Genomic DNA, 23,221 nt, shown 5'->3' on the forward strand with positions numbered 1-23,221 from the left:
CCAATGACAGATCACCAACACAGCTTTTCCGAATTGACAAATGTCGGATCATCCCAACTTACTCCGTGGTTTTCGTCGTAAAGATCCTCATTCACCAGCACCATGAACTGCTCCCCCCATTTTTCCGGCTCGACCGGCTGGATTGCGCCGGTCTGGCGCAAGGCTTCGAAGGCCTGTTTCGGCAGTTGCACCAGATAGGGTTGCAACTTCCGAGCAAGGCCGCCGCTCTTTTCCGCATGGCGCAGCCCCTCGACATGCGCCCGTGCCTCATCATCGAACAGCACAATGACCGGCATCTGCGCGCTGTCTATCATGCGGAACTTGCTTGCCAGGGTTTCGAGCGGCAAGCGGTCGATATGGCTTTTTGCGCACAGAGCCAGCAGCCCGGGAACGTCCAGTTCCTCGCCACCCTTCTGCCAGTAAAGTTTCCGGAAATAAGCCTCGATGGCGGGCGGCGAGAGCGGGTCGTCGCGATATTGCGGCTGCCGTAATATTTCACGCGCGGCCTGAGAAAACTGGAGTAATTCAGGCGGCGGGGCCCAATCCTGGTTGGTGAACACGCGGACTTCACTGTCCGCGGCATCCCGTTCGCCGTGACGGTTGCAACGCCCCGCCGCCTGGGCGATGGAATCCAGCCCGGCTTCGGCGCGATAGACAATGGGCAATGAAATATCGACACCCGCTTCGATCAGCGATGTGGAAATCAATCGGCAAGGCTCTCCGTTCTTCAAACGGGTGCGTACCTCATCCAGCACTTTGCTGCGATGCTTGGCGCACATCCATGTGGTCAGATGGCGAGCACCGGGCATATCGGCCAGGGATTGGTACAAAGCGCGCGCATGCCTGCGGTTGTTGACGATGCAAAGTACCTGGTCGCATGCGCGCAGTGCCTCGCTCAGCGCTTCATCGTTCAGTTCGCCGACATGGCGAACACGCACCCGGTCCAGCCGACGGAACAAGCTGGCCGGATCGGGAGCGAGCTCGCGCACGGCCCCCGCTTTGAACCCCCCATTCAAATGCGCCTCATCGAGCGCCGGCTGGGTCGCAGTGCACAACACCATGCTGCTACGATAATTGCAGGCGAGCTCTTCGATAGCAGCCACCGCAGGACGCAACAATTTGAGCGGCATGGTCTGGGCTTCGTCGAGAATCACCACGCTGCCGGCGATGTTATGCAGCTTTCGGCACTGGGACGGGCGTGCGGCGAACAGGCTTTCGAAAAACTGCACGGCGGTGGTGACGACGATGGGAGCGTCCCAGTTTTCCATGGCCAGACGCAGTTTCTCTTGTGCCTGATAGCGTTCAGCATCCGACTTGGGCGGCACGGCGGCAACGAAGGCGCTATGGTGTTCCAGCACTGCGCTCTGGCCGAACTTACCCAGTGCGTTACGAAATACCGCGGCGTTCTGTTCGACGATGCTGGTAAAGGGAATGACGAAAATCACGCGGCGCAGGCCATGATGAATCGCATGGTCGAGCGCAAAAGCCAACGAGGTCAGCGTCTTGCCGCCGCCGGTGGGCACGGTAAGCGAAAACAGGCCGGGCGAATGCCCGGCTTGCCGGCGGACATGTGCCAAAATGTCCGCTCGTACCTGATCCACCGGACGATCCGCCTTGAGGCTGGATAGATGCCGATTGAGCTCGGCACGCAACTCAATCAACGAAGGCGCGAGCGCAGCACGCTGCGAGCCGCGGCCTTCCACCTGATCATAAAAGGCTTCAGTATCAAGAAAGTCGGCGTCAACCAAGCAAGAAAACAGCATCCGCGTGAAGAACGCCATCTGAAATCCGCTTCGGTCTTTACTGTGCACATTAAGCTTGGGGGCGGCGAGTTTTTCCGGCAGCGCCACTTCCCGGCGCCATGCCTCACGCAACGGAGGCAGGTTTACGCCTTTCAAACGGTCTTGCAGCGCGGTGCGCTCGATGCTCTCCGCGCCATTGGCGAGCCCCGCGTGATGTCCGGCAATGCCATAGGCCAGCACATACCCGAGCCCGCCGTAGCGCTCCACAGCGACCATCGCGCCGCGCGTAGCGTGATCGACACGTACGGCCTGGCCGGCAATACGGTCTTGAAAGTCATCGGTATATTTACCAATGTCATGCAATAGCCCAGCAACCCGCCCCAATGGACCGGCGCCGAATACTTCGGCAAATGCGCCGGCCAGCTCCGATACCGCGACAAGATGATCACGAAGGGGCTGCCAGTCCTTCTTGGAAACATCATCGGTGGAATGTGCAAAATACAGTTCGTGCATGTTGTTCATAAACCTTGAATGCGTTGGCAGAGCCATGCCTCTTCATTGAAGCGATGCCACAAGCCGGAGAAACGCACAACTGGCATACTGCATACTGTTCATGCTGCCACACCATGGCTGTCTTGCAGCAGGCCCCATATGCCAAGGGCGTGTTCATGGCTCGCCTTGCTCCTTTTGTCGTGACTGCAGCCACTGCCGGACATTCACTCGCTTATGCCGATCTGGATCTCGATGCGGTTGTCCGGAGACCGAGGGCCGTGCCAGGCATGGTAGACCTCGCGGCTCTCGCCATTGGTTTGCAAGCCGGCTGCGCTGATGGCTGATAGGAGCGTTTGGTAACCTTTGGCGAACAAGTCGGCGAGCGGGCCTTCATATGTCAGACTGGCGCACCGCAGGCGCGGCAAACGCTGTATTGCGTCGCTGGCTACCGGCAGGCAGAAGGTCATCTCGAACTCGCTATGTGCGTCGCTGGGAAGATGGTGCGCCTGGAAAACAGACGGGCCGTTGATCGTGAGGTCGCGTGCCTTGGCTTCGGCATGTAGCTCGGCAAAAGCAAGCGCCGCTCGTTCGTGGATTTGCGCGATTGTCAGGCGCTGATACCGTCGCAGCGCGGGAATCGGCTCGATGAGATGAATGTGCATATCGTCCTTGCCTCTTGATGGTGAGACGCTTCGGTCTGCCGTTGTATGATTACTCAAGGATACACAGCAACACCATGAGGTTGATGTCCTGGCCTCCGTCCCGCTACGAACGCCTCACGGGCTGTGCAGAACGCGAAGACACTCTCTTCATTGGATGCTCGATTTTCAAGGTATGACATGCACAACCGCTACGGAAAACTCGCTGCCTGGGTTTACAACCTGGACAAGCCCGTCGGCCGCTCTTTCGGGGATGTTGAATTTTATCGTCGCCGCCTGGAACACTGCGATGGCCCGATCCTGGAGCCCGCGGTCGGTAATGGACGCATTCTGGTTCCGCTGCTCGAAGCGGGGTTGCTCATAGAGGGGTTCGATGCCTCCGACGAGATGTTGGCGTATTGCGAAGCTGAGTGCCGGCATCGCGGCTTGGAGGCGGTACTGAGCCGACAGGCCTTCGGGGATTTCAGCTACGAAAAGCGATTCTCCGCCATCATTGTGCCTGCGGGGTCTTTTCAGTTGATCACTGATGGCGCTGCGGCCGCTGCGGTGCTGCGCAGATTCCACGATCACCTCGCGCCCAATGGGCGTTTGATCGTCGATCTCGATCCAATCGGCAGTTTCTTCGAGAGCTGTACATCGGTGCGTAGCTGGGTGACCGATGAAGGCGACCTTCTGACCCTGAACGATCAGCGCGTTGAAACCCGTTACATCGCCCAGACCACGCTTTCCCACCTGCGTTACGAGCACTGGCGCGAGGGTAGTCTGGTACATAGTGAACTCGACCTGTTCAAGCTGCGCTGGTGGGGTGTCGAGGAGTTCGCTATGGCACTGCGAGCGGCGGGATTTGAGGAGGTGGAGGTCTCGGGCAACTATGAACAGGGGCGCGCACCACAGGAAGGCGATACGATCATTAGCTTTGAGGCTAGGCGCGCAGCGGTATGAGATAGCGAGGCTTCCTGGCTGCCGGCCAACCGTCGTCGCCGGAAATAAAATGGGACGGCTCTGCGACGCATCATGTCTCCCATGTCTGAAATTTCATCCACCCGGTCAGGCAATCGCCTGAATGCCGTTCTTTGCCACTATGGACAGCAAGCGCAGGGCCGGGCCGCCGTGCTTCTTCACCCCTCGCACCCGCTTTCATACCCGCTTCTGAAAATCCGTCATACCTCCGCCAGCCGTTCCACCGTGTCGGGGAATTTCTCGACCAAGCGAATCAGCAGGGCGGCCTGGGCAGGGCGGCCTGGGCGTTGGGCTTGGCGCGGCCTTGCTCCCATCTGCGCGGTAACGAGTGAAGGCGGGCAGTTCGACGAAGACGGCTTGCATCACGTAGATGATACGCAAGTTGCGGATGGCGAGACTAGAAATGGGAACTCAGCGTAGGCCATGCTCACGATCTCGTCGAAGGTTTGCTGGTGGTCTTCGGTCGTGTGGACCGCCAGGGTCAGATAGTAATTTTGGCCTTGATGCTGAACGAACACGATCCACTCGTCCGTTAGCTTGCCCTGACTACCCCGCTCATCTAGGGCGCCATGCGACACGGCATGGACTAACTCCTCAATCATCTCCCGGGTGACCGCCGGCGAACGCGCCGAGTCGAAGACATGCCGGACAATCTCTTCGAGCCGTTTACCCAGCATGTGCGTGGCGATGTTATGGCCGACGAACCGAGCTTTTCGGTACTTATCGGAACTGGCCGGACAAGACTGGGGGTTTAGACGTTGATCACACGTTTAAACGTTAAACAAAAAATTCAACACATCCCCATCCTTCACCACATACTCCTTGCCTTCGGCCCGCATCTTGCCGGCTTCCTTGGCACCCTGCTCGCCCTTGCAGGCGATGAAGTCGTCGTAGGCGATGGTTTGTGCGCGGATGAAGCCGCGCTCGAAGTCGGTGTGGATGACGCCGGCCGCTTTCGGAGCGGTGTCGCCGATATGGATGGTCCAGGCGCGGACTTCCTTGACGCCGGCGGTGAAATACGTCTGCAGGCCGAGCAGGCTGTAGGCGGCGCGGATGACGCGGTTCAGGCCGGGTTCGTCCATGCCCATGTCGGCCAGGAAGACCGACTTGTCTGCGTCGTCGAGCTCGGCGATCTCGGCCTCGACGGCGGCGCAGACGGCCACGACGGGGGCGTTCTCGGCCTTGGCGTATTCGCGCACCGCGTCCAGGTGGGGGTTGTTCTGGAACCCGTCTTCGCGCACGTTGGCGACGTACATGGAGCGCTTGGCGGTGATGAAGCAGAACTGCTTGATCAGGGCCAGTTCTTCTTCGTCCAGGGCGATGGAGCGTATGGGCCGCGCTTCGTTGAGCACGGGGATGATTTTGTCCAGGACGGCCACCATCTTGATGCCTTCCTTGTCGCCGGAACGCGCGGTCTTTTGATGGCGCTGCAGGGCTTTTTCGGCCGACGCCAGGTCGGCCAGGGCGAGTTCGGTGTTGATGACTTCGATGTCGGAGATCGGGTCCACGCGGCCGGCCACGTGGATGACGTTCTCGTCTTCGAAGCAGCGCACCACGTGCACGATGGCATCGGTTTCGCGGATGTTGGCCAGGAACTGGTTGCCCAGCCCTTCGCCCTTGGACGCCCCCGCCACCAGGCCGGCGATGTCGACGAATTCCACCACGGCGGGAAGCACGCGCTCGGGCTTGACGATTTCGGCCAGCGCCTGCAGGCGCGAATCGGGCACTTCGACCACGCCCACGTTGGGTTCTATGGTGCAGAAGGGGTAGTTTTCGGCCGCAATGCCAGCCTTGGTCAACGCGTTGAAAAGAGTGGATTTACCGACGTTGGGTAAACCGACGATGCCACATTGCAGAGCCATGGGAATCCTGAAAAATAAAGATGAAAATCAAAGAACGCTATTGTAGGCGCAAACCCGCGGCCCCTGAAAAACGCTCACTTGACCAAGTCCGGCGCCGCCTGGATGACGAGCCATACGACGAGCAGGGGGCCGCCGTTGAACAAGGCGTGCAGCAGCATGGAGGCGCCGATGCCGCGCCTGACGCGCAGCCAGCCCAGCACCAGGCCGGTCAGCCATTGCGGCAGGACCAGCAGGGGCAGGAGCCAGGGGGGTGTTTGATGCAGATTGAAGTTGTACAAGTGCACCGCGGCAAACAGCATGGAGCCAAGATGGAACACCCAGGGGAACACGCCGCGATAGGCCTGGCGATACCGCCAGGGCAAGGGCCGGCATGTGCCCGGCGGGGCGGCGAGATACGGCAGCCAGCACACGGCGACAATGCCCGCGAGCATGAGCACGCCGGGCCATTTGGGGCCCATGAACATGGCGGCGACGGCGGCGGGCACCAGCCACCAGGCTTGCCCCAGCCGGCGCAAGCCGTAACGGAAGACGAGCTCTTCGACGATGGGCGCCCACAGCAACGCCTGCAGCCAGGGAAGATGATCCAGGCTCAGGCGGTGCGTCGCGCCGCCGACCCCGGCGGCCGCCACGGCGATGGGCCCCAGGAAGATGAGATTCACCAGCCACAGGAACAGCGCCCATTTCAACAGGCGCCCCACCGACAGGGCGGGAAACCAGTCTTCCACCCATCCATCGCCGGCCTTGCGGCCCGGCAGCCGCGGCGTGAAGCCGGGCCGCCGCAGGAAGCGGAAGAAATCACGCAGCTCGTCGCGAAAGCGCATCGGCTTGCCGGCGCGTCCGCTGCGGCGCTCAGTCACGATTGCCCTCGTGCAATTGGTTGGTCGCCTGGCGGAAATCGCCGCGCAGCAGCGCCGGCACGACGGCTCGGCAGCGATCGATCACGCCTTCGATCTTCTCGAGCTCTTCACGGCGCGGCGGGTTCAGCACGAAAGCGGCCACCTGCTGCGCGAGCCCCAGGCTGCGCGGGTGCCCGATGCCCAGGCGCAGGCGCCAGAATGCGGGGCTGGAGAACGCCGCCTGGATGTCGCGCAGGCCGTTATGGCCGGCATGCCCGCCGCCCTGCTTGATCTTGACCTGCCCCGGCAGGAGGTCGAGCTCGTCGTGCAGGACCAGGACTTGTTCGGGAACCAGTTTGTAGAAGCGCATGATCGCGCCCGCCGCCTGCCCCGAGCGGTTCATGTAGGTCATGGGTTTGGCCAGGATCACCGCCTCGCCCTCGAAGCGCGCTTTCGCCACCATCGCGGAAAAACCCTTTTCCAGGCTGAAGCCTGCCTTGAGGTCGTCGGCGATGTGGTCGGCCAGCCAGAAGCCGGCATTGTGGCGGGTGGTTTCGTATTCGGGCCCAGGGTTGCCCAGCCCGATGATGAGGCGTATGGGTAGGATCATGGCGAGAGTCTACACAATAAAAACCCCCGCCGGCCTCTCGGCCTGGCGGGGGTATGCTGCGTGGTACCGCGGGCGGCGCTGTGCCGGCGCCGCCACGCCGTGCCCGGACGCCTTACTCGGAGCCTTCCGCGGCGCCCTCGGCGGCGTCTTCCGCGCCGGCGCCCGGCTTGGACAAGGCGGCGGCCAGGACCAGGTCGCCTTCAGCGCCATGGACGATGTGCGTGACGCCCTGGGGCAGGGTGATATCGGACAGGTAGACGTTGCCGCCGGCGCCCAGCTGGCTGAGGTCGACTTCAATGGCCTGGGGCAGGTCGGCGGGCAGGCAGGTGACTTCGAGTTCGGTCATCACGTGGCTGATCAGCTGGCCGTGCGTCTTGACGGCGGGGGAAATGTCGCCGTTCAGGAAGTGCAGGGGCACCTTGGTGGTGATGGCCTGCTTGGCGTCCACGCGCTGGAAGTCGACGTGCAGCACTTGCGGCTTGTAGGGATGCCATTGCACGGCGCGCAGCAATACCTGCTGGCCCTTGCCGTCCAGTTGCATGTCCAGGATGGACGCGTGGAATTCTTCTTTGCGCAGGGCGTGGAAGATTTCGTTGTGATCCAGCTCGATGCTGAGCGGATCCGCATTGCCGCCATAGACGATGGCGGGAACACGGCCGGCACGGCGAAGGCGGCGGCTCGCACTCGTACCCTTGTCGCTGCGCGTAGTGGCGTTGAATTTCATGGAAGACTCCAAAAAGCTAAAAGGCGTATTGCCTTGTTGTTGAACACGGCCCGGATGGGCCGCGCGTTGCGCCGGCAGCCGCGACCAGCGGCCGGCAATGAAAGAGGCTCAATCGGCGAACAGCGAACTGACCGATTCGGCGTTGGAAATCCGCAGTATGGTTTCGCCCAGCAGCGACGCGCAGGAAAGCTGGCGGATTTTCTTGCAGGCGCGCGCGCTTTCGGACAGCGGGATCGTATCGGTGACGACGAGCTCGTCGAGCTCGGAGTCGGCGATGCGCTCGACCGCGCCGCCGGACAGGACGGGATGGGTACAGTATGCGTAGACCGAGCCGGCGCCGCGCTCTTTGAGCGCCTGGGCGGCCTTGCACAGCGTGCCGGCGGTGTCGACCATGTCGTCCATGATGATGCAGTTGCGGCCGTCGACCTCGCCGATGATGTTCATGACTTCGGACACATTGGCGCGCGGGCGGCGCTTGTCGATGATGGCCAGGTCGGCTTCCAGCTGCTTGGCCAGCGCCCGGGCGCGCACCACGCCGCCGATGTCGGGCGAAACGACGACGAGATTGCTGTAGTTGCGGCGCCAGATGTCGCCCAGCAGGATGGGGCCGGCATAGATGTTGTCGACCGGGATGTCGAAGAAGCCCTGGATCTGGTCGGCGTGCAGGTCCATGGTCATGACGCGGTCCACGCCCACCACCTGCAGCATGTTGGCCACGACCTTGGCCGAAATGGCGACGCGCGCGGAACGCGGGCGGCGATCCTGGCGGGCGTAGCCGAAATAAGGGATGGCGGCGGTGATCTTGCCCGCGGACGCCCTGCGCAGGGCGTCGACCATGACCATGATTTCCATCAGGTTGTCGTTGGTCGGCGCGCAGGTCGGCTGCAGGACGAAGACGTCTTTGCCGCGCACGTTTTCATTGATTTCCACCATGACTTCGCCGTCTGAAAAACGGCCTACCGTCATTTTGCCCAACGACATGTCTAGGTGATTTGCAACATCGACCGCTAAACGCGTGTTAGCCGTGCCGGTAAAAATCATGAATCTGTCGTTTGCCATGGCGAATGGTAGGTTTTCTGTGCGTTAAACAAAAAAACTGTTGACCAGCACCTGCAAGGGGCCGACTCAACAGCTTTATTTAACGACAAGCCCGAGGGCTTGAAAGTGGCTGGGGAAGAAGGATTCGAACCTTCGCATGCTGGAATCAAAATCCAGTGCCTTAACCAGCTTGGCGATTCCCCAATTCAACTGCTTATCCAGTACCGTAGCGGATGATCCGACAATCCGTGGCATACCCACGCATTCTTGGCTACCGCTGCGTCGTCGTTTTCACGACTTGCTATTTTACCGATAATTTTGCGATGCTGCATGGCGGCCTGGTCAAACGTTACAAACTCAACGAACAGACAAGAACCCGACCCGCTCATTCTTGCATTCAACCCCAGCCCGCTCAGCCACTTGTGCGCGGCCGCCACACGAGGGTAGCTTGCAAACACCACCGGCTCAAGATCATTGCGACCAAAATAGCTTGGGACCACACCTAAATGGCCATGCGCCCCACCATCTGCCGCGTTTTCTTGTTGCCAATCAGTAAAGACCGTAATTTTGATGGATTTTGAATCCCTTGTCAAATCAGGTGACGAAAATATTTCCCCCGTCGGCACCGACTGCGGCGGCTGCACGATCAGGTAGGCGCGCTCGGGCAAGGACAGCGGCTGAAAGGCATCGCCTATGCCCGTCGCGAACGCCGCCTGGCCGTAGATGAATACCGGCACGTCGGCGCCCAGCGGCAGGGCCAGCCGCATCAACTGCTGTCTGTCCAGGCCGGTATTCCACAAGCGATTGAGCGCGATGAGCGTCGTGGCGGCGTCGCTGGAACCCCCGCCCAGCCCGCCGCCGGAAGGAATGACTTTCTCGTACCGGATCTGCGCGCCCAAAGAGGTGCCGGTCGCGCGCTGCAGCGCGCGCGCCGCGCGCACGACCAGGTCGTCTTCCTGCGCCAGCCCCGGCAGCGGCGCGCCCTCGCGTTCGATGACGCCATCGCGCCGCAAATCGAAGCTGAGCACATCGCATAAATCGATGAAGCGGAATGCGGTTTCCAGCAAATGGTAGCCGTCGGGACGGCGACCGGTGACGTGCAGGAAGAGATTGATCTTGGCCGGAGCGGGTACGTCGTGCAAAGCCACGCTATTTTGCCTGCCCATCGTCGATCACCAGGCGCACGCTGATGCGGCGCTGGGCGTCGTTGCGGTTCAGCTGCAGCAGTTGCGGGCCCAGCGCGTCGTAGCGCGACAGCTGCGCCCGCCAGCCGTCCTGCGCGAACGAGGCGAGCCGGCCCGCGCCGTCTTTCTGGGCGGAAGCCACGCCGCCCGGGGCGGCGCGCCCTTGCAGCCAGTGGCGCAAGCCGCTGACGGGCATGGGGCTGCCCAGGACTTTCTCCACCAGCGCGTCCGGGTCCGGCGCCTGTTCGCGTTCGCCGTTGCTGCGCAGCAAGGTGGCGCGGCCGGGCTCCACGGTCACCCGCGCCAGCGTGCTGCCCAAAGGGTTGGCGAGATCGAGCGTCAGGACGCGGCCCGTATCGTGCCAGGCAAAGCCGCCTTGCACCGCCTCTTGTCCCCCGCCGGCATGGTTGACGGTCAGCGCGAAACGGCCCGTGCGCTCGAACGTGCCCTGCTCCGACCCGCCGATCTTCTGCGGCGTGGCGCAGGCGCCCAGCAGCGCCAGCAAGCCGGCCCCGAGCAGCGCCCGGGACCCCGTCGCGAGGAATCGCATGCTCATGGGAACTTGACCCCGAATCGTTGCAGGGTCTTGATCAGGGTCTCGTTGTGCGGATCCTCGCCGTAAGCTTGCTTCCAGACGCGGCGCGCTTCATCCTTGCGGCCGATGACCCAGAAGACTTCGCCCAGGTGGGCCGCCACATCGGCGGCGGGCAACTGCCTGTAGGAGCGCTCGAGGTATTCGATGGCGGCCTGGAAGTCGCCCGTGCGGTACAGGTACCAGCCCACGCTGTCCAGGATGAAGGGATTGTCCGGCTCGAGCTCCAACGCGCGTTCGAGCAATTCCTCGGCCTCGTCCAGGTTGCGGTTCTGGTCCGCGAATGTATAGCCGAGCGAGTTGTAGGCGTTGGCGTTGTCGGGATCGAGCTCGATGACTTTGCGCATCAATTGCTCGAACGCCTCGATTTTGCCTTGGCGCTCGTACAGCATGGCCAGGTCGTATTTGATTTCGGCGGAATCGGGGATGTCACGGTCCGCTTTCACGAGAATGTCGACCGCGTCGTCGGTGCGCCCGGATTCACGCAAGATGGAAGCCAGGGTGAGCGCCGCCACCGAACGCTCGTGGGTATCCTGGGGCTTGAGCGCCTTGATGGTCGCCGTGGCCTGCGCAAGCCGGCCCTGCCGGCCCTGCAGCACGGCCTTGTGCACTTGCGCCTGGAAGCGCAGCGCGCCGTCTTCGATCAGGTCGAGCTGGGCGATGGCTTCGTCGTAGCGCTTCTGTTTTTCGGCGATGCGCACCAGCATCAGGCGCGCGTCCGATGCGTCCGCGGCCGCGCTGCTGGCCTTGTCGCTGACCGAGCGGCGGCGCTGGGTCTGCACGTTGATGTATTCCTGCAGCAGCGCCTTGGCGCGGTCGTAGCGCTCGGCGTGGACGTTGACCTCGGCCTCGGTGTAGAGCAGGTCGAAATCTTCCGGCGAGCGTTCGCGCATGGCCTTCAGTTGCGCCAGCGCCTGATCGTACTGGCCCCGGTCCGACAAGCGCTTGACGAGCAGCAGCTGAAGCTTGCGGTCGCCGGGATTCTTCTGCAGGTACTCCCGGGCCTGCTCGATGGCCTCGTCCGGGTCCACCTTCAGGCCGTATTCCAGGACCCGCTGGGCCGCGACGTCGGAATTGGGCTGCAAGGCCAGCGCTTTCTCGGCTTCCTGCACGGCGCGCGCCGGATCGGCGGCGGCCCAGGCCGCGTCGGCCAGGGCCAGGTGGGCAATGGGCAGATTGCGCAGCGATTCGGGGATGGCGTTTTCCAGGACTTCCAGCGCCAGGCGCTTGTCGGCCATCTTGCCGACGATGATGGAAGCCTGGGCGATGGCCTGTTCCTTGTTCTGCGCTTTTTCTATGCGCGCTGACAAGGCCGAGGCGAGCCCGGCGGTCTGCCCGCTGGAAGCGGCCAGGGCCAGGGACGACGCGACGGCCTCGGGGTCGCGCGGGGCGAGCAGCGCCCATTCGCGCGCGGCGCGCAACGCCCGGGCCATGTCGCGGCCGCTCATGGAAAACTGGAATGCCCGCTTGGCCAGGCGCGGGTCGGAGGTTTCGCGTGCAAGGTCCAGCATGGTCTGGCCGGCGAGTTCGTATTCCCCCTGGGTTGCGGCGATTTCCGATGCCAGTATCCTATACAGGATGTCGCCCGTCAGGGTGACGGCCGGCAGGTCGCCCGCCCGCAGGCGTATGTACTCGGCCCGTTCGATAGCGTCGTCTGCCTCGCGGACCGTGGCGGAAAAAGCGGGAGCGGACCAAGACACCAGGATAGGCGCGAGCGCTGAAGACAACAGAAGTATCGGAAATTTCATTCAATCGGACCACCGCCGTTACGCCTGGAACGGGCGCCGGGTGGCAAAATTACAGAGTCGGTTTGAAAGATGTTATCACCCACTTATGCCTGAACTGCCAGAAGTCGAAACCACGCGTCGCGGAATTGCGACGATTATGCCCGGACGGGTGCTCCGGCGCTTCAATGTCCATGAAGCGCGCATGCGCTGGCCCGTTCCGGAGCATCTCGCCCAGACCATAAGCGGGCACGTGGTGCAAAGCTGCGAACGCCGCGGCAAGTACCTGCTGATCAATTTCCGGCATGGCACCCAGATCGTCCACCTGGGCATGTCCGGGTCCTTGCGCAGCACGCCGCTGGACGGCGACCGGCGCAAGCACGACCATGCCGAATGGCTGTTCGACGACGCGCGCTTCCTGCTGCACGATCCGCGCCGCTTCGGCGCCATATTATGGCACCCGGCCGCCGACGGCCCCGTGAGCGCCCACCCGCTGCTCGCCAGGCTCGGCATCGAACCCTTCGACCCCGCTTTCACGGGCGACTACCTGCACAGCCATCTGCAAGGGAAAACCGTCGCCATCAAACAAGCCCTGCTCGCCGGAAACATCGTCGTCGGGGCGGGCAACATCTACGCATCCGAAGCCCTGTTCCGTTCGGGGATAGACCCGCGCACCCGGGCCGGAACGCTGTCGCGGCCGCGCTGCGGCCGCCTGGCGCAAGCGATCCGCGACACCCTGGGCGACGCCCTGGAGTCAGGCGGCAGCACCTTGCGCGACTACGTGAACGCCACCGGCGCGCCCGGCGCCTATTTCGAGCTGCATGCCGCCGTGTATGAAAAGCAAGGCAAGCCGTGCCCGGCATGCGCGACGCCCATCCGCCGCATCGTCCAGGGCCAGCGCGCCACCTACTTCTGTCCGCGCTGCCAGCGCCGTTGATTTTGTATTCGTCTATAACAAACACGTTGAACATAAACGAATGCTGCGGTATATTTCGTCCACCAACTGGAGGCTATATTTCTCATGACCAAGCAATTCGCATCTCACGCCGACCTCGAAGACAAGGTCGTCTCGTTTGAAAAACTGTCGGACAACGCCTACGCCTACACGGCGGAAGGCGATCCCAATACCGGGGTCATCATCGGCGACGACGCCGTCATGGTGATCGACACCCAGGCCACCCCCGTCATGGCCCAGGACGTCATCAAGCGCGTGCGCGAAGTCACCGACAAACCCATCAAGTACATCCTGCTGTCCCACTACCACGCCGTGCGCGTGCTGGGGGCGTCGGCCTACAACGCGCAGGAAATCATCGCCAGCCGCGACACCTACGACTTGATCGTCGAACGCGGCGAACAGGACAAGGCCAGCGAAATCGGCCGTTTCCCAAGGCTGTTCCGCAACGTCGAATCCGTGCCGCCGGGCCTGACCTGGCCCACCATCACCTTCGACGGCGAAATGACGGTCGACCTGGGCAACCTGGAAGTCCACATCATGCAGGTGGGCCGCGGCCACACCAAGGGCGACACCATCGCATGGCTGCCCGAGCAGCGCATCCTCTTCGCGGGCGACCTGGTCGAATACCAGTCCACGCCCTACGCCGGCGACTGCTATTTCCGCGAATGGCCGCTGACTCTCGATACCCTGGCCGAATTCAAGGCCGAGAAAATGGTGCCGGGCCGCGGGCCGGCGCTGAAATCCGCCGAAGAAGTCCGCAAGGGGCTGGCGGGTACGCGCGCCTTCCTGACCGACCTGTATTCCAGCGTGAATTCCGGCGTCGCCGCAGGCAAGGATCTGAAGACCATCTACCGCGAGACCTACGACTTCATGAAGCCTCGCTATTCGGACTGGGTCATCTTCGATCACTGCATGCCCTTCGACGTCTCGCGCGCCTACGACGAAGCCACCGGCTACGACGATCCCCGCATCTGGACGGCCGAGCGCGACATCGAAATGTGGAAGCAGCTCGAAGGCTGATCCCTCCGCCCAAGTACGACAAGATACAGACAGAGGAACAAAATGGTGGAAGAGACGAACTACCAGACGCTGGAGCTCGCCTATGCGCCGCCTCCAGCCCAGCCGGAGGCGCGGCGGCCAGTCGTGGTCGTCGGCGCCGGCCCGGTCGGCATGACGATGGCGCTGGACCTTGCGCGGCGCGGCCTGCCCGTGCTGGTGCTGGATGACGACAACAAGCTGTCCGTGGGCTCGCGCGCGATCTGCTTCGCCAAGCGCACGCTGGACATCTGGGACAGGCTGGACGTCGGCGAGCGCATGCTGCAAAAAGGCGTGTCCTGGAATGTCGGCCGCGTATTCTTCAAGGACGAAGAGGTCTGGCGGTTCGATCTCCTGCCCGAGCAAGGCCATCGCCGCCCCGCCTTCATCAATCTGCAGCAATATTATTGCGAAGGCTATCTGTACGAAGCGGCTGCCGCCCATCCCAACATCGAATTGCGCTGGAAGCACAAGGTCGCCAAGGTCGAACCGCTGGAAGCGGGCGTGGCGGTCACGGTCGAAACGCCCGACGGCTCCTACGCGCTGACGGCGGACTGGCTGATCGCCTGCGATGGGGCGCGGTCCCCCGTGCGCAAGATGCTGGGCCAGGAAAGCCACGGCCGGATCTTCCGCGACCGCTTCCTGATCGCCGACATCAAGATGGAGGCCGATTTCCCGACCGAGCGCTGGTTCTGGTTCGACCCGCCTTTCCATCCCAACCAATCCGTGCTGCTGCACAGCCAGCCCGACAATGTCTGGCGCATCGATTTCCAGCTCGGCTGGGACGCGGACCCGGTCGAAGAGGTCAAGCCCGAGAACGTCACGCCGCGCATCCAGGCCCTGCTGGGCAAAGACGCCAAGTTCGAGCTGGAATGGGTCAGCATCTACACCTTCGCCTGCGAGCGCATGGACGCCTTCCGCCATGGACGCGTGATCTTCGCCGGCGATTCGGCCCATCGGGTGTCGCCTTTCGGCGCGCGCGGCGCGAACAGCGGCGTGCAGGATGCGGACAATCTCGGCTGGAAGCTGGCGCTCGTGCAGCGCGGGCTGGCGCCGGAAAGCCTCATCGACACCTACAGCCACGAGCGCGAGCCCGCTGCCGACGAAAACATCCTGAACTCGTCCCGGTCCACCGATTTCATCACGCCCAAGAGCGAGATCAGCCTGCTGTTCCGGAACATGACGCTGCAGCTGGCCAAAGAGCATCCCTTCGCCCGCACGCTGGTCAACAGCGGCAGGCTGTCCACTCCCACGTTCTATACCTGGTCGCGCCTCAACACGCCCGACGTCTATGCCTTCAGCAAGAGCCTGCCGCTGGGCGCAGTGGCGCCCGACGGCCCGGTCACGGCCAACGGCGAGCGCGGCTGGTGGCTGGCCCAGCTCGACGGTCGCTTCGTCGTGGCCGTCATGTGCAATACGCACCTGCCCACGGCCCGCGTCCTGGAAGACCTGCAAGCGCTGCAGGACCACCCCGTCGGCGTGAAGGTCGTCCTGGTGCTGTCGCCCGCGCTGGCGCAGCGGGCGCCCAAGGGCCTGGCCTGGGTCGAGGACCACGAAATGGTCGTCACGCGCCGCTATGATGCGCTGGACAGCGCCTGCTACCTGATACGCCCCGACCAGCACATCGCCGCGCGCTGGCGCTCGATTTCCGTGCCGGCCATCGCCGAGGCGCTGAACCGCGCCATAGACGCCACGCCAGGGAACGCACCATGATCCACAACCGCCTGAACACCCAACCGAATTTCGCTGTGCCCGACGATTTCTACGAGCGCCTCATCGATGCGCATCGCGATCTGAGCACGGAACAAAGCCATGCCATGAATGCGGCGCTGGTGCTGCTGCTTTCCAATCACATCGGCGACCTCGACGTCATCTCCGACGCCCTGGACAAGGCCCGGGCCGCGGTCCGGCCCACAGCCTGAAGCCTAATCACCTACAGGAACCACGCCATGAGCGACCTCAAATATCAGTCCGGTTTCGGTAATCATTGCGCCACGGAGGCATTGCCGGGCGCCCTGCCCCAAGGCCGGAATTCCCCGCAAGTCTGCCCTTACGGCCTTTACGCGGAACAGCTGTCCGGCACCGCGTTCACCGTAGCGCGCGCCGAAAACCGCCGTTCCTGGCTGTACCGCATCCGGCCCACGGCGCTGCAAGGCGCGTTCGAACCCTACGCCGGCGTCACCGGCTGGACCAACACGTTCGGCAGCGGCCCGGTCACGCCCAACCGCCTGCGCTGGAACCCCCTGGACATCCCCACGGAGCCCACGGACTTCCTGCAAGGCATGCACACCTGGGCCGGCAACGGGCATTGCGACGACCAGGTCGGCGTCAGCATCAATTTGTATGCCGCCAACCAGTCCATGAAGAACCGCATCTTCTACAACGCCGACGCGGAGATGATGTTCGTGCCCCAGCAAGGGCGGCTGCGCCTGGCCACCGAGCTCGGGCTGATGGACGTCTCCCCGCTGGAAATCGCCGTCATCCCGCGCGGCGTGCGCTTTCGCGTCGAACTCCCGGACGCCGCCGCCCGCGGCTACGTGCTCGAGAACTTCGGCGCGCCCATGCGCCTGCCGGAGCTCGGGCCCATCGGCTCGAACGGCATGGCCAATGCCCGCGATTTCGAGATCCCGGTCGCCTGGTATGAAGACGTCGAAGGCGAGCACGAGCTGATCGCCAAGTTCACCGGCGGCTTCTGGCGCACCGTGCTCCAGCATTCGCCGCTGGACGTGGTCGCCTGGCATGGCACGCATGCGCCCTACAAGTACGACCTGCGCAAGTACAACGCCATCGGGTCCATCAGCTACGACCACCCCGATCCCTGCATCTTCACCGTCCTGACCTCGCCTTCCGACACCCCGGGCGCGGCCAATATGGATTTCGCCATCTTCCCGCCGCGCATCCTGGCCATGGAAAATACGTTCCGCCCGCCATGGTTCCACCGCAACATCGCCGGCGAATTCATGGGGCTGATCCATGGCGAATACGATGCGAAAGCCGAAGGCTTCACGCCCGGCGGCGCCAGCCTGCACAACTGCATGTCTCCGCACGGGCCGGACGCGGGCACCTTCGAAAAGGCGTCCACCGCCGATCTCAGCCAGCCCACGTACATCCGCGACACCATGGCCTTCATGTTCGAGACTCGGCGCGTCATCCGGCCGACCGATGCGGCCCTGTCGTCCAAGACTCTGCAAAGCAATTATGATGCGGCCTGGTCGGGTCTGAAGAAGCACTTCAATCCAAACAAGCCTTAACGTATCGACAGGACCAGTACATGTCTCACCTCAATGAAACCCACGACCCGGCACTGCAGAGCTGGGTCGCTTCCGCCAACGTCGCCGACAACGGCTTTCCCATCCAGAACCTGCCGTTCGGCGTATTCCGCCCCGCCGGCGCCAACGACGGCTTCCGCCCCGGCGTCGCCATCGGCGATTCCGTGCTGGACCTGGCCGCGCTGGCCCGGTTGCAGCCATGGTCGGGCAAGGCGGCCACGGCCCTGGACGCCTGCCAGTCGGACACGCTGAACGGCCTGATGGCGCTCGATCCCGCGCACTGGTCCGCGCTGCGCCTCGAGCTGTCCCGCGCGCTGCGCGCGGGTTCCGCGCAGCAGACTCGGCTGGAGCCCCTGCTGCACAAGCTGTCCGGCGTCGAACTGACGCTGCCGGCGCGCATCGGCGACTACACCGACTTCTATATTTCGGTGCATCACGCCACGGCGGTCGGCAAGCAGTTCCGTCCCGACAACCCCCTGCTGCCCAACTACAAATGGGTGCCCATCGGCTACCACGGCCGCGCGTCCAGCATCGGGGTCTCGGGCCAGAAGTTCCCGCGCCCGGTAGGCCAGACGCGCCCGTCCACGGAAGGCGGGCAGCCCAACTTCGGCCCCTGCCAGCGCCTGGACTACGAACTGGAGCTCGGCATTTTCGTGGGCCGGGGCAACGCCCAAGGCGACCGGATAACGATAGGCCAGGCGGAGTCCCATGTTTTCGGGCTGTGCATTCTGAACGATTGGTCGGCGCGCGATCTGCAAGCCTGGGAATATCAGCCCTTGGGCCCCTTCCTGGCCAAGAATTTCGCCAGCACGATTTCGCCATGGGTGGTCACGCTGGAAGCCCTGGCGCCCTTCCGCGTGCCCTTCCAGCGCGACGCGGCCGATCCCCAGCCGCTTCCGTATCTCAGCTCGCCGGAAAACCAGGCGTCGGGCGCTTTCGATATCCAGCTCCAGGTCTTGCTGAGCACCGAGCAGTCGCGTGCGCAGGGGGCGGCGCCGGCGCCGCTGTCGAGCAGCAATTTCAAGGATGCGTACTGGAACGTGGCGCAGCTGATCACGCACCACACGGTCAACGGCTGCAATCTGCAGCCGGGCGACCTCCTGGGCACGGGCACGCTGTCGGGGCCCGGGAAGGGGCAGGAGGGCTCGCTGCTGGAGATCAATGGCGGCGGGAAGCACCCGGTACGGCTGCCCTGGGGCGAAGAGCGCAATTTCCTGGAGGATCACGACGAGGTGATTCTTCGGGCGGCATGCCGGAAGGACGGCTACCCGACCATCAGTCTTGGTGAAAGCGCGGGGATGGTGCTGCCGGCCAAGGCGTGATCCGGATGGGCGGGGCTGCGCGCCCATTGCGCGGCAAGCCCCGCCCGCCCATCACAGCACCTTGCCGGGGTTCATCAACCCGCGCGGATCCAGCGCCTGCTTGATACGCCACATCAGCGCCATCTCGACCGGGTCCTTGTAGCGCGGCAGCACGTCGCGCTTCAGTTGCCCCACCCCATGCTCCGCACTGATCGAACCATGGAAACGATGCACGCTGTCGTGCACCAGTTCATAGACGTCGTACTGGCGGGACAGCAATTCTTCTTCCGTATAGACCCCGCCCGGCGCCACGTTGTAATGCAGATTCCCGTCGCCCAGATGGCCGAAGATCACGTGCTGGATGCCCGGGAATTTCTTCTGCAGGGCCGCATTGGTGGTCTCGACGAAATCCGCCATGAGCGAGACCGGAATCGATACATCGTGCTTGATGCTTTTGCCGAATTCTTTTTCAGACAATGGAATGCTTTCGCGCAGATGCCACAAGGCCTTGCTCTGCGTGATGTTCTCGGCGATCACCGCGTCCCGGGCCAGGCCGGCTTCCAGCATGTCGCCCACCACCGCCTCGAAGCGCTCGCGGGCATGGTCGGCGCTCTCGCTGTCGGACAGCTCGAGCAGCGCGTACCAAGGCATGGCGGCGGAGGGGCCCTCGAATGGAATGCGTTGCTGGGGATAGCACTTGACCACGCCTTGCAGGCAGTTGCCGGCGATGAGCTCGAAGCCGGTCAGTGCGGCGCCGAAGCCTTTGCGGGCCCGCGACAGCACCGTGACGGCGTCCCTGACGGATTCCAGCGCGAGCAAGGCCGTGCATGATGCGACCGGCAAGGGATAGAGCTTCAGGGAGGCGGCGGTAATGATGCCCAGCGTGCCTTCGCTTCCGACATACAGATTGCGCAAGTCATACCCGGTGTTGTCCTTGCGCAGCCCCCGCAGGCCGTGCAGCACCTCGCCTTCGGCGGTGACGACTTCCAGGCCCAGGACCAGGTCGCGGGCATTGCCGTAGCGCAGCACCTGGGTGCCGCCGGCGTTGGTGGCCAGGTTGCCGCCTATGGTGCAGCTGCCTTCCGCCGCCAGGCTGAGCGGAAAGAGGCGGTCCGCCTCGCGGGCCGCCTGCTGCACGGCTTGGAGAATGCAGCCCGCTTCGGCCACCATGGTGTCGTTGTCGGTATCGATGCCGCGCACGCGGTTCAATCTTGCGAGCGAGATCACCACCGCCTCGCCGCTGTCATCGGGCGTGGCGCCGCCGCACAAGCCCGTATTGCCGCCCTGCGGCACCATGGGAATGTTGTTGGCCGCGCACCAGCGCACCACCTGCGCGACTTCGTCCGTCGTGCCGGGCTTGGCGACGGCCAGCGCGGCGCCGCTGTAGCGGCCGCGCCAGTCGACCGTGTAGGGCTTCGCATCTTCCCCGGCCAGCACGTGCTGCGTACCGAGGATCCGAACCAGTTCGTCTATTTGACTCATCGTGCGCCTTCCGAAATTCAATGTGACGGCCATTTTAAAGCAGAGACCCGCGCCCATGCCGTGCACGGCGCGGCCGCGCGGGCATTTCAGCGCGGAATCCGGGATAATCATATCTACAGGATGAATTCTTCAAGGACAGCTCGTGACCACCAGCCCCCCCCTGCCAACCGCGGTTTTCAAAGCATACGACATTCGCGGCATCGTGCCCGATCAACTGAACCCCGATTTCGCCCATGCGCTCGGGCTCGCCCTGGCCCAGCGGGCGCGGGCCGAAGGCGTCGAAGCCATGGTCGTCGGCTACGATGGCCGCCATAGCAGTCCCGGCCTGGCGGAAGGGCTGCAGAAGGGCTTGCTGGCGGGCGGCATCGACACCATCGATCTGGGCATGGTTCCCACTCCCCTCGTGTACTTCGCCGCGCACACCCAGCACACCGGGTCCGGGGTCGCCATCACCGGCAGCCACAATCCGCCCGCCTACAACGGCTTCAAAATGATGCTGGGCGGCAAGACGCTGTTCGGGGACGGCATACAGCAGCTGCGCGCCATCATGGAAAACCTCGATCCCATCGACGGCATAGCGCCGGGCACACGCCGGGAGTTGAATCTGCTGGATGCTTATGTGCAGTACATCAGCAGCACCATCAAGCTCGCCCGCCCCATGAAGATCGCCATCGATTGCGGCAATGGCGTGGGCGGCGTCGTTGCCCGGCGCCTGTACGAGTCGCTGGGCTGCACGGTCGACCCGCTGTTTTGTGAGGTGGACGGCAACTTTCCCAACCATCATCCCGATCCGGCCGACCCGCACAATCTGCAGGACCTGATCCGTCACGTGCAGGAAAGCGATTGCGAGCTCGGGCTGGCGTTCGACGGCGACGCCGACCGCCTGGGCGTGGTGACCAAATCGGGGGAAATCATCTGGCCCGACCGCCAGTTGATCCTGTACGCGCGCGACGTCCTCAAGCGCGAGCCGGGGGCCACCATCATCTTCGACGTAAAGTGCAGCCGCCATGTGGCGCGCGCCATCAAGCAGGCCTCCGGCCGGCCGGTCATGTGGCAAACGGGGCATTCGATGATCAAGGCGAAGCTGGCGGAAACGGGCGCGCCGCTGGCGGGCGAAATGAGCGGCCACATCTTTTTCAAGGAGCGCTGGTTCGGTTTCGACGACGGCCTCTACACCGGCGCGCGCCTGCTGGAAATCCTTTCGGAGCATGAAAACCCGTCGGCTGTCCTGGAAGACCTTCCGCAGGACATTTCCACGCCCGAGATCAAGCTGGAGATGTCGGAAGGCGAGCCCCATGCCTTGATCGAGCGCCTGCAAAATGAAGGCAAGTTTCCTTCGGCCAGCAGCATCAGCACCATAGACGGCGTGCGCGCCGAGTACGCGGACGGTTTCGGCCTGGCTCGCGCGTCCAACACCACGCCGGTGGTCGTCCTGCGCTTCGAGGGCGACAGCCCCGAAGACCTGGAGCGCATCAAAGCGGAGTTCCGCGCGGCTCTCGTCGCCGTCGCTCCCGGCATCACGCTGCCGTTTTGAGCGGCGGGCGGGGGTCTGGCGCGATGCCCCGCCGCTACGCTTCCAAGGCGCCGGCATCGGCGCCCCGCCCCGGCAACAACTCCGCATAAATGGCCAGATGCGCCTCGACCACCTTGCGGATGTCGAACTCGGCCTCCGCCAGGGCACGCCCCGCCGCCCCCATCTGCCTGCGCAACGGCGCATCGCCCGCCAAACGCGATACCGCGTCCGCCAATGCGCGCGCGTCCCGGGCCGGCACCAGCACGCCCGAGACTCCGGGCTCGATCGCATCCCGGCAGCCCGGCACGTCCGTCGTCACCACCGCGCGCCCGCAGGCCGCCGCCTCGACCAAGGATTTCGGCAGGCCCTCCCGATATGAAGGCAGCACCGCGATGTGGGCCCCCGCATACAGATCGGCGACGTCCTTGCGTTCGCCCAGGCATTCCACCACGCCTTCCTGCTTCCAGCGGTCGAATTCGGCGTCGCTGATGCTGGCCGGGTTGCCGGGGTCAGGCGAACCGGCCAGCACCCAGCGCAGCGCCGTGGCTTCGCTCGCGGCAAGCCTGGCGGCCTGCACGAATTCCACCACGCCCTTGTCTTTCAATAACCGCGCGACCATGATGGCGCGCACCGGGCCGTCGGGCTCGGGCTTCATGGGGAAGGCGGCCAGATCCACGCCGGATCCGCGTATCAGCACCGCCTGGCGCGCCTTGACCACGCCGGCCCGCATCAGCACGCCGCGGTCGCTCTCGTTCTGAAAGATGACGCGGCTGTTGCCGTGGCCCAATGCCAGCTTGTACAGGAAGGTGGCCGCCGTTCTCAGGAAATCGAACCCGCCGGGCTTGCGCATGAAGATGAAGCCCAGCCCCGATACCGCGGCCACGTAGGCGCGCACCCCGGCAAGCCTGGCGGCGATGCCCCCGTAGAGCACCGGCTTGATGGTCACCGCATGCACGAGGTCCGGGCGCAGGCGGCGAAACAGGCGCCAGAGCGCATGCAGGCTGCTGAGTTCTTCGATGGGATTCCGGCCGCTGCGCGACATGGGGATCACGTGATGCGGAAAACCGTGTGCGGTGATGGCGGTGACCGCGGCGCCGTCCATGGTTGCGACGTGCACCTCGTACCCGGCCTGCCGCGCACCCAGCGCCACCGGCAAACGATGCGACAGGAAGAAGGCGGGATTGTTCACCACGAACAGCAGCCGCGGCCGCGCGGGCGCGTCGGGCATTCCGGCCGGCCGGCC

At 63.9% G+C, this 23,221-nt stretch carries 21 protein-coding genes and 1 tRNA gene; 8 read left to right on the forward strand and 14 right to left on the reverse strand.

Annotated features, from left to right (window positions below):
- Window positions 1–11 precede the first annotated feature (11 nt).
- Together cas3 and H0A72_RS09510 are read right to left on the reverse strand one after the other, a co-directional pair.
- On the reverse strand, window positions 12–2,264 hold the full coding sequence (gene cas3 / locus H0A72_RS09505) for a CRISPR-associated helicase Cas3' (protein ID WP_343060162.1): 2,253 nt from the start codon (window positions 2,262–2,264) through the stop codon (window positions 12–14).
- Window positions 2,265–2,458: 194 nt separating this feature from the next.
- Window positions 2,459–2,896: a GyrI-like domain-containing protein gene (locus H0A72_RS09510; protein ID WP_180154831.1), complete on the reverse strand. Its 438-nt coding sequence runs from the start codon at window positions 2,894–2,896 to the stop codon at window positions 2,459–2,461.
- Between the two features lie 177 nt (window positions 2,897–3,073).
- Here H0A72_RS09510 and H0A72_RS09515 point away from each other — a divergent pair, with 177 nt between their 5' ends.
- Entirely contained in the window at window positions 3,074–3,835 is a 762-nt protein-coding gene (locus tag H0A72_RS09515; protein ID WP_180154832.1) for a class I SAM-dependent methyltransferase, read from the forward strand.
- 380 nt (window positions 3,836–4,215) lie between these two features.
- Here the strand turns inward: H0A72_RS09515 and H0A72_RS09520 are convergent, their stop codons facing one another.
- From H0A72_RS09520 to H0A72_RS09565, 10 genes are all read right to left on the reverse strand, one after another.
- Entirely contained in the window at window positions 4,216–4,530 is a 315-nt protein-coding gene (locus H0A72_RS09520) for a hypothetical protein (protein WP_180154833.1), read from the reverse strand.
- Window positions 4,531–4,623: 93 nt separating this feature from the next.
- The gene (ychF, locus tag H0A72_RS09525; RefSeq protein WP_180154834.1) at window positions 4,624–5,715 is read right to left on the reverse strand and encodes a redox-regulated ATPase YchF; all 1,092 of its coding nucleotides are present in this window, start codon (window positions 5,713–5,715) and stop codon (window positions 4,624–4,626) included.
- Window positions 5,716–5,789: 74 nt separating this feature from the next.
- Window positions 5,790–6,536: a CPBP family glutamic-type intramembrane protease gene (locus H0A72_RS09530; protein ID WP_180154927.1), complete on the reverse strand. Its 747-nt coding sequence runs from the start codon at window positions 6,534–6,536 to the stop codon at window positions 5,790–5,792.
- A gap of 28 nt (window positions 6,537–6,564) precedes the next feature.
- A complete protein-coding gene (gene pth / locus H0A72_RS09535) occupies window positions 6,565–7,161 on the reverse strand; it encodes an aminoacyl-tRNA hydrolase (protein ID WP_180154835.1) in 597 nt (198 codons plus the stop codon).
- 112 nt (window positions 7,162–7,273) lie between these two features.
- Window positions 7,274–7,885, reverse strand: coding sequence for a 50S ribosomal protein L25/general stress protein Ctc (locus H0A72_RS09540; RefSeq protein ID WP_180154836.1), 612 nt, complete (start codon window positions 7,883–7,885; stop codon window positions 7,274–7,276).
- Between the two features lie 108 nt (window positions 7,886–7,993).
- Window positions 7,994–8,944, reverse strand: coding sequence for a ribose-phosphate pyrophosphokinase (locus tag H0A72_RS09545; protein WP_180154837.1), 951 nt, complete (start codon window positions 8,942–8,944; stop codon window positions 7,994–7,996).
- A 106-nt stretch (window positions 8,945–9,050) separates the two neighbouring features.
- Window positions 9,051–9,127, reverse strand: a tRNA-Gln gene (locus H0A72_RS09550).
- Window positions 9,128–9,129: 2 nt separating this feature from the next.
- Window positions 9,130–10,071: a 4-(cytidine 5'-diphospho)-2-C-methyl-D-erythritol kinase gene (gene ispE / locus H0A72_RS09555; protein WP_180154838.1), complete on the reverse strand. Its 942-nt coding sequence runs from the start codon at window positions 10,069–10,071 to the stop codon at window positions 9,130–9,132.
- A gap of 1 nt (window position 10,072) precedes the next feature.
- Window positions 10,073–10,663, reverse strand: coding sequence for a lipoprotein insertase outer membrane protein LolB (gene lolB / locus H0A72_RS09560; protein ID WP_180154839.1), 591 nt, complete (start codon window positions 10,661–10,663; stop codon window positions 10,073–10,075).
- The gene (locus H0A72_RS09565; RefSeq protein WP_180154840.1) at window positions 10,660–12,447 is read right to left on the reverse strand and encodes a tetratricopeptide repeat protein; all 1,788 of its coding nucleotides are present in this window, start codon (window positions 12,445–12,447) and stop codon (window positions 10,660–10,662) included. The genes lolB and H0A72_RS09565 overlap by 4 nt, the downstream gene beginning before the upstream one ends.
- A gap of 85 nt (window positions 12,448–12,532) precedes the next feature.
- On the opposite strand from H0A72_RS09565, the gene mutM reads away from it, so the two are divergent.
- The 6 genes from mutM (at window position 12,533) to fahA (ending at window position 19,004) form a co-directional block, all read left to right on the forward strand.
- Window positions 12,533–13,360 (forward strand): bifunctional DNA-formamidopyrimidine glycosylase/DNA-(apurinic or apyrimidinic site) lyase, encoded by an 828-nt coding sequence (gene mutM, locus H0A72_RS09570; RefSeq protein WP_180154841.1) that lies wholly within the window; start codon window positions 12,533–12,535, stop codon window positions 13,358–13,360.
- An 84-nt stretch (window positions 13,361–13,444) separates the two neighbouring features.
- A complete protein-coding gene (locus H0A72_RS09575; protein ID WP_180154842.1) occupies window positions 13,445–14,398 on the forward strand; it encodes an MBL fold metallo-hydrolase in 954 nt (317 codons plus the stop codon).
- 45 nt (window positions 14,399–14,443) lie between these two features.
- Complete coding sequence (locus H0A72_RS09580) at window positions 14,444–16,126, forward strand: FAD-dependent oxidoreductase (RefSeq protein WP_343060168.1); 1,683 nt, start codon at window positions 14,444–14,446, stop codon at window positions 16,124–16,126.
- Window positions 16,123–16,335, forward strand: a complete 213-nt coding sequence (locus tag H0A72_RS09585; protein ID WP_180154844.1) for a DUF2783 domain-containing protein — start codon at window positions 16,123–16,125, stop codon at window positions 16,333–16,335. The genes H0A72_RS09580 and H0A72_RS09585 overlap by 4 nt, the downstream gene beginning before the upstream one ends.
- Window positions 16,336–16,362: 27 nt before the next feature.
- Window positions 16,363–17,664: a homogentisate 1,2-dioxygenase gene (gene hmgA / locus H0A72_RS09590; protein ID WP_180154845.1), complete on the forward strand. Its 1,302-nt coding sequence runs from the start codon at window positions 16,363–16,365 to the stop codon at window positions 17,662–17,664.
- A gap of 20 nt (window positions 17,665–17,684) precedes the next feature.
- Window positions 17,685–19,004: a fumarylacetoacetase gene (gene fahA, locus H0A72_RS09595; RefSeq protein ID WP_180154846.1), complete on the forward strand. Its 1,320-nt coding sequence runs from the start codon at window positions 17,685–17,687 to the stop codon at window positions 19,002–19,004.
- 51 nt (window positions 19,005–19,055) lie between these two features.
- Here fahA and H0A72_RS09600 read toward each other — a convergent pair whose 3' ends face one another.
- Window positions 19,056–20,465, reverse strand: coding sequence for an FAD-binding oxidoreductase (locus H0A72_RS09600; RefSeq protein WP_180154847.1), 1,410 nt, complete (start codon window positions 20,463–20,465; stop codon window positions 19,056–19,058).
- Window positions 20,466–20,607: 142 nt separating this feature from the next.
- Between H0A72_RS09600 and H0A72_RS09605 the strand changes: the two genes are divergently transcribed.
- Complete coding sequence (locus H0A72_RS09605) at window positions 20,608–21,999, forward strand: phosphohexomutase domain-containing protein (RefSeq protein ID WP_180154848.1); 1,392 nt, start codon at window positions 20,608–20,610, stop codon at window positions 21,997–21,999.
- A gap of 34 nt (window positions 22,000–22,033) precedes the next feature.
- Here the strand turns inward: H0A72_RS09605 and H0A72_RS22425 are convergent, their stop codons facing one another.
- Window positions 22,034–23,206 carry a glycosyltransferase family 4 protein gene (locus H0A72_RS22425; RefSeq protein WP_343060169.1) on the reverse strand — a complete coding sequence of 391 codons (1,173 nt, stop codon included), beginning with the start codon at window positions 23,204–23,206 and terminating at the stop codon, window positions 22,034–22,036.
- Between the last annotated feature and the right edge of the window lie 15 nt (window positions 23,207–23,221).

The organism is Parapusillimonas granuli (assembly GCF_013416525.1).
GTDB classification, from domain to species: Bacteria; Pseudomonadota; Gammaproteobacteria; order Burkholderiales; family Burkholderiaceae_B; genus Parapusillimonas; species Parapusillimonas granuli.